Raw genomic sequence first — 13205 nt, 5'->3', positions numbered from 1 at the left:
AATTTGTACAATTTATAATAAAGCGTGATGAATTATATAATTCATCTTATATTTTTTGACATATTTATGAATTTATCCTTAAAACATAAATTGAATTTTACGATAAAAAATCAATAATCAATTTAATTAATGAATAATAATATCCACACATTTTCTTCTTAATCTTTGACGTAGTGTTCTATTTTTAAGCTCTAGCTTTTTGTTATAAAACAAATTTTACATAAAATTCAATTTCAAGCTAAATAGATGAATATTACACAAAACTAATACATTATTTTGAGACGAAAAAATACTAAATTCAAAGCGGATTGACTTAATAAATTGTTACAATACAATACGTTCTATGTTGTACATCTTTTGTAACAAAATGGTAAATATCATGAAAAAACTAGGTTTAGCCACTGCTGTATTATTAGCGATGACCGGTGCTCAAGCATATCAATTCGAAGTTCAAGGTCAGTCAGAGTACATCGATAACACTGCAAATGACAAAGACTTCACTGGTGCTGTTCAAGGTACTTATTACTTCAAAGATGTAGATGCGTCTAAAGGTCCTTTAGCTGAAGCTGGTTTCCTAAACCAAGCGTCTAATGTTGCTCTAGCGTATAGCTATGGCGAAAATGGTCAAGAAGAAGCTGGACGTTCACGTACTGTAAATCATACTTACGGCGTGAAAGGTGAAACTTATATCCCAACTAAAGTTGTGCCTGTTTATGCAAGCGCTTCTTATAGCCATACCATCGCGGATAACAAAGCGGGTAAAGCAGACGGCAATGGTGACCGTTATGCATTAGAACTAGGTGCATTACTAATCCCTAACTTCTTGGTTGCTGTGGGTTATACCAGTGTTGCTGACCAGACTTCTTATGACGCTTTCAACATCGTTTCTAATGGCGTTGCTAAAGCTGCTCTTGAATCTGCAACAATTAATGAAGACCAAGACGCAATCACTGCACGTACTAAATACGTAGGCGCGATTGACGGTACAAACATGTCAATTGGTTTTGAATCTGGTTTAGTTTATGGTGAAGACACTGCCTACAACCTAGGTACTACGCTTTTCCTTAACCCACAGTTAAGCGTTGGCGCATCTTATATGGAATCTAGCTATGCTGGTTCTCCAGACAAAGCTTGGGGTGCGAACGTAAACTACTTCATCACTCCTGCTGTTGCAGTTGGCGCAACTTATGTAAATGCTAACTACGAAGCAAATCTTGCGCAAAATGCACAAGTACGTGACACACAAACTGTTGGCGTAAATGCTAAATTCCGTTTCTAATTTTTAATTAGATGCTGAATAGAAAAAAGGACGCTTGATGCGTCCTTTTTTATTATTGCTTGATTTTCAGATTTAGATACGCTTATTCCGGTGTACGTACCAGACTTAAGAAGTGCAAATGACGTTCATATTGGTCAATGATGTCCTGTAATAGATCTTCTTGCGTCCATTCCATCACATCATAGCCCTGCCCGCCTTCTCTTAAAAAGACTTCTGCCTGATAGGAATCTACGCCCGCATTCTCCAGTTCAGACATAAAGCTTGGACTTAAAGTCTGGGTGGCATTGACCTGATAGATAAAATTAATTTCATCCTGATGATCAACACGGAGCTGTATACCGTCTTCTAGCGGGCTAATCGCCACGTGTAATCGGCGCCGTTTCAATTCACTTTGAAAGCTGAGAAATGCCTTATTCACTGTATTGTGAATATACTGCTGCACCTCTTCCTGAGTGTGCGGATAATGCATAATCAGGCCTAATCGCTGTTGCCAGCTGCGTGGATTCTGGATTGCACGCGGGGTGATCCGTGCAGCTTGCAGCGCATGCATTTTGGTGACATCCAGATGTAAGGCTTTGATTAATCCCCAGCACATCAGCAGCATAATGAATGTAAATGGCAAAGCACTCATGATCGTGGCCGATTGCAAAGCCTCTAAGCCTCCTGCCAGTAAAAGGATGATAGCCAGTAAAGCCATGAGTACGGTCCAGAACAGACGCTGCCAGGTCGGTGAATTTTCACTTTTTGCTGTCAGATAATCAGTCACCAATGCTCCTGAATCGGCAGAAGTCACAAAGAACAGCATCACCAGTAAAGTCGCAATGATACTGGTCACTGAGCTGAAAGGCAGATTAGCTAAAAATTCGAATAGAGCCACAGAGGAATCACGTTGAACTGCTTCTAGCAAGCTGGTATTGGCTTCATGCATAATGCTATACAGCGCAGCATTGCCCATAAAGCCCATCCAGATCAGGGTAAATCCAGTCGGGATCAGCAATACACCCACGATAAATTCACGAATACTGCGCCCTTCCGAGACCCGGGCAATAAACATCCCGACAAATGGCGACCAGGAAATCCACCAGGCCCAGTACATGATGGTCCAGCCCCCAATCCAGCCACTTGGCTGATAGGCATACAGATTAAAGGTCATACTGAACAGATTTGAAACATACTGGCCGGCATTCTGAATAGTCGTCTGTAACAGATAAATACTCGGACCTGCCACAAAAACAAAAATCAGCAACAGCAGTGCAAGTACCAAATTTAGTTCAGATAAACGTTTAATTCCTTTGTCTAATCCAAAAAATACGGAAGTCGCCGCCATGGCACTGACCACAATAATCAAAATGACCTGAGTACTGGGTGCCTGTTCAATGCCAAACAAATAGTTCAAACCTGAATTGATTTGGGTCACCCCGAAACCAAGCGTGGTGGCCACACCAAATACCGTACCAATGGTGGCAAAGGTATCGACGCCATCTCCAATCGGACCATAGATCTTTTGACCAATCAGTGGATACAAGGCCGAACGGATTTTTAAAGGCAATTGATGCCGGTAAGCAAAATAAGCCAAGGATAGGCCAACAAGCGTATAAATAGCCCAGGCATGTAAGCCCCAGTGGAAAAAGGTGACCCGCATAGATTGTTGTGCAGCCAGTACAGTTTCCGGTTCACCGGCAGGTGGCGTGACATAATGCATCACCGGTTCGGCCACGCCAAAGAACATCAGTCCAATCCCCATTCCTGCGGTGAATAACATCGCAAACCAGGAGGCACTGCTATATTTCGGCTGGCTATGGTCGGGTCCCAGTTTGATTTTGCCCATATCCGATAGGGCAATATAAACTAGAAGGATGAGAAATATCGCCACCGACAATACATAGAACCAGCTAAAGGAGGTGGTAATCCACTGGTTCAGTTGCTGGGTGAAAACTGAAAAAGCATTGGGTGCAAATACGACCAACGCTAAAAATATCGCAATAATGGCGACAGTACTAATAAAAACATTTGGATTGATATTGGCAAACCAGGATGGTTTTGTGGAAGGCATACCTCCTCCATTTTTTAAAAATTGGATCGACAAACAGCGTCAAATAATTATTGGTAAGGTCAAAATGATCAGACAGATTCAGTCTATGGAAGCTAGATCTCCTGCTATTTTAGGATGTTACACAAAATAAAGCCGTTAAGTTACTGTAACCAATACAATAAAAGGATGAACTTCATTACTCAGGCGGGTTTTCTCTATTTTTCACGTTCTTTTTATGAGGTAGACGTGCGATATATTGCAAGGCAATTAAGCGGGATACAATCAGCGCCAGATACATCACCCCGACAAACATCTGGATAATTGCCAGCATCCGTGCCAGCGGACTGACCGGCATCACATCCGACAAGCCCGTGGCGGACTGGACACTAAAGCTGAGAAAGATCAAATCTAGCCAAGGCTGATGGGCTTGCAAGTCAGGATCTGAAAAGCTGTAAGGCACCCATAACTGGCAGACACTATAAAGAAAAGCAAAGCCCCAGGCCAGTAAGGTAAATACCGCTCCAGCTGCAAAGAGTTCATCTTTGGTAAGATAGCGGTCATGAAACATATAACGCAACAGGCCATAAGCAGCACTAAAATATGCACTGGCTTCAAACAGATTCGCCGTCACATAGACCCAGGTATAGCGCAGGCCCAAAACAATCAGTGAAGAAAATAGAATTGCGCCGGCCACAAAGCTGAGTCCTAAAATGGTAAACATCGGCGTCTGGCGAATGACCTTGGCAATGACCAGTAACACCAGGACACCGAGCATCCAGGTGATTGCCCGATAGGGCAGGTTTTCATAACTCAACATGGACAAGATCAAAATCAGCAATTGTAAACAAAGCAGCCATGCTGAGGGCAGATGGGTAAAGCTGTGCCAGAACTGCTGCAAAGATTGCTTCATACTGCCCTTCTTGTTTGTCTAGTCATGCACGCATGTATTGTTATTTTATCAGGCTTAACATAGCATGATTAAAGCAGTATATAGCTGTACGATTTGTATGCAAAGATTGAAAAAATCAAAGCAAAATCTAGCGCACCCAAATTCAGTACGGCGCTTGCTCTAAAAAATTTGGAGCATAAGGGCATAAAAAAAAGTCCCTTACGGGACTTTTTTTATAGGATATCAAATCTTAGTGATCTGATGCTCCTGAGATACCGATACCGGTTTGTGAACGTACAAACTGAGCATCAAAGGCTTTGCGTTCTGCTTGAGCCTGTGCTGAATTATCTGTCACAGAGAACAACCAGCAGCAAAGGAATGACAATGGCATCGCAAAAATTGCAGGGCCATTGAACGGGTTCACCGGCGTATCCGAAATACCCAAGGTGTCGACCCATACTGCTTTAGAAAGCACAATTAATGTTACTGCGGTTACCAGACCAGCAACACCACCAATCACTGCACCACGTGTCGTCAAGCCTTTCCAGAACATAGACAATACCAGTACCGGGAAGTTGGCACATGCTGCAACCGAGAATGCCAGACCGACCATGAAGGCTACGTTTTGTTTCTCGAATAGAATCCCGAGAATCATTGCAAAGATCGCAAGACCTAAAGTCGCAATCTTAGACATACGTAGTTCAGAGGCAGGCGTAGTTTGGCCTTTCTTCAACACGTTGGCATACAAGTCATGCGAAATAGCTGAGGCACCTGACAGAGTCAAACCAGCAACGACTGCAAGAATCGTGGCAAATGCAACTGCAGAAATGAAGCCCATGAACAGGTCGCCGCCCACTGCATCAGACAGGTGCACCGCCGCCATATTGTTACCACCAACAAGCTCCAGCTTGCCAGTCACCGCCATTTTTGCAACATCAAGGAATTGCGGGTTGTTCGATACATACAGAATCGCACCGAAACCAATGATGAAAGTGAGCAGGTAGAAATAACCAATAAAACCTGTAGCAACCACTACTGATTTACGCGCTTCTTTGGCATCTTTTACCGTGAAGAAACGCATCAGGATATGTGGAAGACCTGCTGTACCAAACATCAATGCCAGACCTAAAGAAATCGCATCAATCGGATTAGACGCCAGACTACCCGGACCCATGATCTTGGTCGCATCTGTCAGGCTCAAGTCATGTACTTTTGAATAAACACCAATCGCCTGTTCAAACATGTTGGTAAAGCTGAAGCCCACGCCTTTCATGACCATGAATGCCATAAAGGTCGCACCAGACAGCAACATTACCGCCTTGATGATCTGTACCCAGGTGGTTGCCAACATACCGCCGAAAATTACGTAGGCCATCATCAACAAGCCAACGATCACGACTGCAATGTTATAGTTCAGACCGAATAGAAGTTTGATCAGCTGACCTGCACCCACCATCTGTGCAATCAGGTAGAACGCCACCACAACCAGTGAACTTAAAGCAGCCAAGGTACGTACCGGTTTTTCCTGCAAGCGGAAAGATACTACGTCTGACAGGTTGTATTTACCCAGGTTACGCAGACGTTCTGCCACCAGGAACAATACGATCGGCCAACCGACCATAAAGCCCAGTGAATACAGCAAGCCATCAAAGCCTGACAGGAACACCATCGCGGAAATACCCAGGAATGATGCTGCTGACATATAGTCACCGGCAATGGCCAGGCCATTCTGGAAACCAGAAATACCGCCACCGGCCGTATAGAAATCTGTGGTGCTGGTGGTTTGTTTCGCTGCCCATTTGGTAATAAGCAATGTTGCCCCAACAAAAATCACAAACATGATAATTGCAGGCCAGTTGGTTGGTTGCTGTTCTGCTGCACCCAAGTCAGGACCAGCGAAAGCCATACCTGAAGCCATAAGGGTGGTCGCCAGGGCAATAAGAGAATTCCATTTCATCTTAACGTGGTCCTTTTTCATGAGCGATTGCTTCAACTTCACGGATTGCTTCTTCGGTCAATTGATCCAGTTTGTTATTGGCAATGTAGGAATACACGCCACACAAAATGAATGACAAAACAATGATGCCCAGACCGAGTGGAATACCCCACGTGGTCACACCACCTGAAAGTGAAGACAATAGAAACTCTTTGTTATAGCCGACCAAAAGCATGAAGCCGACATAAACGAATAACATGATTGCCGTAAGCGTCCAGCTAAGACGACTTTTCTTGGCAACCATTTCTTTGAATTTTGGATTTTGTAGAATGCGATCTACTTGTACCTCATCCATAATTACTCTCCTGAAGCCCAACCTTGGGCCGACTATTTTTAATTCGAATTATCACTATTACAACTTAACAAGAATCCTATGTTCTTGTAATTTAGACTTTGGTCGTTAAAAAATGACCAATTTAAACTGCAGCGTTCATGATGCGCTATCATAGCGGCATGCTCAGCACACATCAGGCTATATGAACAGTTGGCTCATCATAGGGGTACTTGCCCTCTATATCGCATTGCTCTTTATCTGCGCTTTTTACGGGGAAAAACATGCCAGCCGGCTGAGTACCCGTGGGCGCATGCTATTGTTTAGTTTAACTTTAGGGGTGTACTGTTCATCCTGGACCTTTTATGGCGCTACCGGCGCTGCAGTACGGGAAGGCATTATTTTCCTGCCGATCTATCTTGGCCCGCTGTTATTCGTTGCCGTCGGTTATGATATCTGGCGCCGATTAGGACGGGTACGACAGCATCATGCGATTTCCTCAATCGCGGACTTTGTCGCGGCGCGCTATGGTAAAAGTGGCCCGCTGGCATCGCTGGTCACCATTCTGGCTGTGGTCGCGATTGTGCCTTATCTGGCTTTACAGCTACGCGCCATTGCCCTGAGTGCCGCAGTCATTCTGGAACCATCTGCCGGAATTGCCAACACCACCAATGGGGTGCTGTTTTTGACCGGTGTACTGGCCATTCTGGCGATGATCTTTGGCACCCGGCAGATTGCCAATACTGAACAGCATGGCGGTCTGATGCTGGCCGTGGCCTTTGAATCCTTTGTCAAGCTCTTTGCCCTGCTGGCAGTCGCCTGTTTCTTTATGTTTGAAGCACCAGGAAATATGGCACAGATCAGCACAGATATCAGTACCACCTTCCGTGATGTCCAGCTGTTTGGGGTTCCGCAAAGTTTCTGGGTTCAGACCTTGCTGGCAGCCCTGGCAGTTATCTGCCTGCCACGCCAGTTCCATGTGGCAGTGGTGGAGCTGCGTGATGAAAAACATATCCGCGGTGCACGGCGCTGGTTTGCGGTTTATCTGATTCTGACCACGCTGGCGATTATTCCGATTGCCAGCTGGGCATTGCATGCGGCGCCGCAATATCTGGCAATTCCAGATGTGGCGGTCCTGTCCTTACCCCTCAGCTATAATCAGGACTGGCTCACTTTATTGGCATTCTTGGGCGGCTTTTCCGCATCTACCGGGATGCTGCTGGTGTCTTCTGTGGCACTTTCCATCATGCTCAGTAATGATCTGATTATGCCAGCGCTATGGCGTTTGAAACTGATTTCCCGACATGATAAACGCTTGCCGCTGGTACTGAAATTTACCCGCCGGATCTGTATTCTGGGCGTGATGTTAATGGGCTTCCTGTTCTTCAACTTCTTTAATGATATTGATCAGCTTTCTGTTTTTGGCCTGTTGGCCTTTAGTGCGGTAGCACAATTCGCCCCTGCCCTGATCGGCGGCCTGTACTGGCGCGGTGGTAGTAAGCAGGGCGTATATGTGGGTCTGTTGACCGGTTTTGCCTTGTGGTCCTATACCCTGCTGTTTCCCACCATTCTGCGCAGCCTGCCAGAAGCCTATCACCGCTTTAGCCAAAGTCTGCTCACTAACGGCCCTTTTGGCTGGAACTGGTTACGTCCTGAAGCACTGATCGGTTTCGAATCGTTTGATCCGCTGACGCATGGGGTAGTCTGGGCACTGGGCCTGAATACAATCCTATATATTTGGGTTTCGCGGATTTTTCGTCCGAGTATTGCCGAACAGATTCAGGCTGAAAGTTTCTTCTATTATGAAACCAAGCCACTGCCATCGCAGAGTCCCTCAACTGAAGTCAGTTATTCGCATCAGGATGTGGCCCGTTTAAAAGTTGGCGATCTGATTACCCTGGCCAAACGGATTACCGGTGAAGGACCGACCACACGCGCTTTTCAGCAATTTTGCACCCAAAACAGTGTCGAACTGAATGAAAACAGCAGCGCCAATGGCATGTGGTGGCGTTTTACCGAACAATATCTGGCCGGCACCATCGGGGCAGCTTCGGCCCGTACCCTGCTGACCACGGCCATGGTCAATAATGGTCTGGCCTTGGGTCAGGTCGCCAATATTCTCGATCAGGCCTCGCAATGGCAACGTTTTAACCAGAATCTGATCATGACCATGATTGATCACATGACCCAAGGGGTCAGCGTAGTCGATGAAAACATGTGTCTGGTGGCCTGGAACAATCAGTATTTAAAACTGTTCGATTATCCGACCGATATTGTCTATGTCGGCTGTCCAATCGCGGATCTGATCCGTTATAACGCCGAGCGTGGTGAATGTGGACCAGGTTCGGTCGAAGAACATGTCCGCAAGCGGATTCACTGGATGCAGGTCGGCAGTGCCCATGAATTTGAACGGATTCGTAAAGATGGCCGGGTCATTCAGATGCGTGGTAATCCGATCGAAGGGGGTGGTTTCGTTACCACTTTCGCCGATATTACTGCCTTCCGTGAAAATGAAGCCGTCTTGGAAGCCCGGGTTCAGGATCGTACTCAACAGCTGGCCGATGCCTTGTCCGAACAGCAACTGGCGCGTGAACAGGCCGACAAAGCCAATATGTCGAAAAGCCGCTTTATTGCCGCCGCCAGTCATGACCTGTTGCAGCCGATGCATGCGGCGCGTCTGTTCAGTACTGCCTTGGAACAAAGTGTACAAAATGACGAAGACCGCAAGACCTTGCAGCAACTGGATCGTGCCTTGCATGGCGCAGAAAGCATGCTGTCTGCGCTACTGGATATTGCCCGACTGGAAGGCGGTACCATTCAGCCGAAACGTCAGGCCTATCCGCTACATGACCTGCTCAGTGATCTGGAACTGCAGTTTAAATCCATTGCGGCACAACGTGGCATTCAATTCAGTGTGCATGATGCGCAGTTCTGGATTGATACCGATCCACAATGGATTCGCCGGATTATCCAGAACTTTGTCAGTAATGCGCTGCGTTATACCGCCAAAGGTAAAGTGATGGTCGGTGTCTTACGCTCCAGTACCAAACCGAATCATATCCGCATTGGCGTCTGGGATACCGGACCGGGGATTGCCGAAGAACAACGTATCAAGCTGTTTCAGGAGTTTGAACGTTGCGGCCATACCTCTCCATGGGGTGAACAGGGCCTTGGACTGGGTCTGGCCATCGTGCAACGCATGACCAGCATGCTGGATTATCCTGTGCATGTGTATTCGGCGCTGGGCAAAGGCTCCTGTTTTATGATTGAAGTGCCTGTCATTGCAGCACCCAAAGTCGTCGATGCACCTGTTCAGGCCGTACCACTAAAAACCAAGGCGTTTAAAATCCTGTGTCTGGATAATGATGAAACCATTCTGGAAGGGATGGCGACCTTGTTGAGCAAATGGGGTTATCAAGTCTTTAAAGCCACCGAACCAGAGCAGGCATTGAGGCTGATTCAGCAGGAAAATATTCAGGTCTGGCTGGTCGATCAGCATCTCAATCAGAACAAGATCGGTTTAGACTTTATTCTGGAACAGCGCCGCAATGATGTTCCGGTGGCGCTGATTACTGCCGATTCCGATCCGGAATTGCCACAGCGCCTGAAAGAGCTGAATATTGTATTGCTGAAAAAACCACTGAAACCTGCATCCTTACGATCATGGTTATCCGGACTGAAAATTTCTGATTCCTAAGATTGTATTGCATTCATGAATGCCCATTTTAAAGCTTAAAATGGGCATTTTTTATACTCAACTGCCACAGAAAATTACCTAGCTTGCATAAAATTTATTCTAATGTGCTAAAAGCAGCAAATATGCCGAAAATACAGCCGAATAAATTGACCAAAATGTTCATTTTCTAATTCACCATGGCAAAAAATGACCAATCTGTACCTGTACAGCAGTACACTTATTTACAATTAATTATCTATTTGTTTTAACTCATAATTAAAGGGTAATTTTCCAGCACTATAACTTTAGTCGTATTTTTTATCAGCTATGCTTGGCTCTAAAAATAGAGGAATAAGAAACGATCAGTTTCCATCTCATACATGCCTTGATTATTTGGGTAGCTGATCTTTCTGCATATCGGAGTTCTTTACATGAACATAGATCAAAACCATGGCCTGAATCAGGCCCAGCAGTTCCACCGTCAATATGGCGCCAATGCCTTATTGCCAAGCATTGACTGGGCACAGATCTTTAAATACAGCAAGCTGAATGATGCACAGTATCAGGCGCTGGAAACGCTGTATCAGAGTGCAGTCCCCCTGGCACTGCAAGTCTTTGATGAATTACATTTTGATGTCTTTGAACCTTATGCTTACAAGCCGCAAGGACTGGGTCTGTTTGAACGGATTGCCGAGCAGGAAGACAAACTGCTTCAGTCTTTAGAAGCTGAAACGGCGGATCTGCCAGTGCAAACTCGTCATCAGATCTGGAGCATGTTGCTGCGTGGTGGTGCCGTCCTGGTGTTTAAGGCCTGGCTGGGTAAAGTCAAAAACGAAGATAACTGTCTGGATACCAGCCAGTTTGACGAGCTGTCTGATTTACTATTTATCAAAACCTGCCCGCATGAGCTGGCGCAGCGTTTACATGTCGATCCGAACACGCGCGATGATCATATCTTCCTGATGTATGACAATGAAGTCTATCTAGACCGTTTTAACAGTCTGGAAACGGCTGCACTCTTTGTCGATCTGGGTGTTTATGATGCGACTTTCCTGAGCCTGCGAGATGATCGCGTGGCCGAATATCTGAAATCCAAGGGTTATGTCACCGAAGATCAGATCGATGAATTGCAATGTGCTTTAAATCCGTTATTCTGCGATGATTTCACCCGCAAGCAGGATTATATTGCTTAATATATGCATGCTTTTTCACTGAATTATTCAGATAAAAAAAGACCTCCAAGGAGGCCTTTTTCCATGCGGATATACAGAACTTACATTTTCCGGTCTTCAATATTCAGTGCATTAATGGCCAATACCGCTTGTGTCCGGTTTTGTACGCCAAGCTTACGGAAAATTGCAGTCACATGCGCTTTAATGGTCGCTTCTGACACGTCCAGTTCATAAGCAATCTGCTTATTCAGCAAGCCTTCGGCCACCATCATCAATACTCGGAACTGTTGTGGGGTCAAAGACTGGATCCGTTCCGCCAAAGCCGTTTCATCGGCAGCACGCGGGTCAAAGTTCATGTTGGCTGGCAGATTTGGCGGTAACCAGATCTCACCTTCCAGCACTTCGCGAATCGCTTCACCAATATGGCTTGGATGGGCAGATTTTGGAATATAGCCCATGGCACCATGCGCAATGGCACGCTGGATAATACTGACTTCTTCATGCGCAGACACGACAATGATCGGCAGCGACGGATATTGCGCGCGGACGTGTACCAAGGCAGAAAAACCTGATGCGCCTGGCAAATTTAAATCCAGCAGCACAAGATCAGGCTCGGGGCCATTTTCTAGACGTTCATAAAATTCATTGACTGCCGCAGTTTCATGAATCTGGGCTTGTGGCAGGCTATAACGTACAGCCTGAATCAAGGCATGACGAAATAGTGGATGATCATCAACGATTAAAATATTCATAGGCAACGTGAGAGAGATCTTGGCACGGTAGACCCTATTCTAACCACACAACCCGGTTAAGGATATGCAAGACTTTACAATTTTTAAAATAATATGCAGTTTTTCTTCAAAATCACCATTTTTCGCGGTATTTCAATAATTATTTAATTCTCATCACTTTTTTATATATAACGTATTCCTAAATTAAAAAGCTTAGCTATATTCAATATAAATCTACATATCAAAAACTTATATTAAAATTAATGTTTATAAACCAGGCTTTTTTCATATATCGAAAAATCAGATAACTTTTCAGCTTTTCGTTATTTTACAGCCCGGCACTGAATCGGGATTAATAAGGACATTCCGAGATTACTCCTATTTTTCAGGTTCTAAACATGTCTAATTTTAATGCGCAAAAACCCTTAAATATTGTTGCCGTATCGGGTGGTTTAAATCATCCGTCTAAAACAGAAGCCTTGGTTCAGGCCATTATTGATGAACTGGGTGAAGCGACACCAATTCATGTACATTTTATTAAATTTAGTGAAATTGGTTCGCTCCTGGGTGGTGCGATTTATCGTAATCAATTACCGCAGCGCGTTCAGGATGATCTGGCCGCAGTCGAAGCTGCAGATGCGCTGATTGTTGGTACACCCGTATATCGCGCTTCATTTACCGGCTTGTTTAAACATTTCTTTGATTTTGTCGAGCAGACTGCACTGGTCGATGTACCGGTACTTTTAGCGGCTTCAGGTGGTAGTGACCGACATGCGCTGGTGCTCGAACATCAATTACGTCCATTATTCAGCTTTTTCCAGGCTCAGACTTTACCGATTGGCGTGTATGCGACTGATCGTGATTTCACTCCTGAATATACCATTCACAGTGAATTGCTCCGCGATCGTATTACCCTGGCAGTAGCACGTGCCCTGCCTATTCTGGAATGGGCACCGGCCAAAGGACAACGTGCCGAAGTCATTAAAGCAAAAACCCAACAGGCCAACCAGAACTTGAGCATCAATAAACAAATCGAACAAGAAGAAGTGTTGCCCTCTGCGGCTGTACCAAGTCTGGATGCAGCAGAATCCCGCTTGCACAGTAAAAAATCAGCGCAAACGCAAGTTGCTTGATCAGCGATTTTCACTTCGAGGGTTGA

The 13205-nt window shown here is 45.4% G+C and carries 9 protein-coding genes; 4 read left to right on the top strand and 5 right to left on the bottom strand.

Annotation, left to right across the window (positions count from 1 at the left end):
• The first annotated feature begins 367 nt into the window (after positions 1–367).
• Positions 368–1279, top strand: a complete 912-nt coding sequence (omp33-36, locus tag LOZ91_RS05755) for a porin Omp33-36 (protein WP_348519895.1) — start codon at positions 368–370, stop codon at positions 1277–1279.
• Positions 1280–1361: 82 nt separating this feature from the next.
• Here the strand turns inward: omp33-36 and betT are convergent, their stop codons facing one another.
• The 4 genes from betT to LOZ91_RS05735 form a co-directional block, all read right to left on the bottom strand.
• Positions 1362–3332: a choline BCCT transporter BetT gene (gene betT / locus LOZ91_RS05750; RefSeq protein WP_244782791.1), complete on the bottom strand. Its 1971-nt coding sequence runs from the start codon at positions 3330–3332 to the stop codon at positions 1362–1364.
• A 175-nt stretch (positions 3333–3507) separates the two neighbouring features.
• The gene (locus LOZ91_RS05745; protein ID WP_005095099.1) at positions 3508–4221 is read right to left on the bottom strand and encodes an ion channel; all 714 of its coding nucleotides are present in this window, start codon (positions 4219–4221) and stop codon (positions 3508–3510) included.
• Positions 4222–4450: 229 nt separating this feature from the next.
• Entirely contained in the window at positions 4451–6157 is a 1707-nt protein-coding gene (locus LOZ91_RS05740) for a cation acetate symporter (protein WP_244782790.1), read from the bottom strand.
• Position 6158: 1 nt separating this feature from the next.
• Positions 6159–6491: a DUF485 domain-containing protein gene (locus tag LOZ91_RS05735; protein ID WP_159516474.1), complete on the bottom strand. Its 333-nt coding sequence runs from the start codon at positions 6489–6491 to the stop codon at positions 6159–6161.
• Positions 6492–6672: 181 nt separating this feature from the next.
• Between LOZ91_RS05735 and LOZ91_RS05730 the strand changes: the two genes are divergently transcribed.
• The gene (locus LOZ91_RS05730; protein ID WP_100356969.1) at positions 6673–10164 is read left to right on the top strand and encodes a PAS domain-containing hybrid sensor histidine kinase/response regulator; all 3492 of its coding nucleotides are present in this window, start codon (positions 6673–6675) and stop codon (positions 10162–10164) included.
• Positions 10165–10574: 410 nt separating this feature from the next.
• Positions 10575–11336, top strand: coding sequence for a hypothetical protein (locus tag LOZ91_RS05725; RefSeq protein WP_005173201.1), 762 nt, complete (start codon positions 10575–10577; stop codon positions 11334–11336).
• 80 nt (positions 11337–11416) lie between these two features.
• On the opposite strand, the gene LOZ91_RS05720 is transcribed toward LOZ91_RS05725, so the two are convergent.
• Positions 11417–12067 (bottom strand): response regulator transcription factor, encoded by a 651-nt coding sequence (locus LOZ91_RS05720; RefSeq protein ID WP_004281370.1) that lies wholly within the window; start codon positions 12065–12067, stop codon positions 11417–11419.
• A gap of 377 nt (positions 12068–12444) precedes the next feature.
• On the opposite strand from LOZ91_RS05720, the gene msuE reads away from it, so the two are divergent.
• On the top strand, positions 12445–13179 hold the full coding sequence (msuE, locus tag LOZ91_RS05715; RefSeq protein WP_005095088.1) for an FMN reductase: 735 nt from the start codon (positions 12445–12447) through the stop codon (positions 13177–13179).
• The last annotated feature ends 26 nt before the right edge of the window (positions 13180–13205 follow it).

It is taken from the genome of Acinetobacter sp. F-1, assembly GCF_022869025.1.
Classification (GTDB): Bacteria; Pseudomonadota; Gammaproteobacteria; order Pseudomonadales; family Moraxellaceae; genus Acinetobacter; species Acinetobacter pseudolwoffii.
This window is presented reverse-complemented; position numbering and strand designations above follow the sequence as displayed.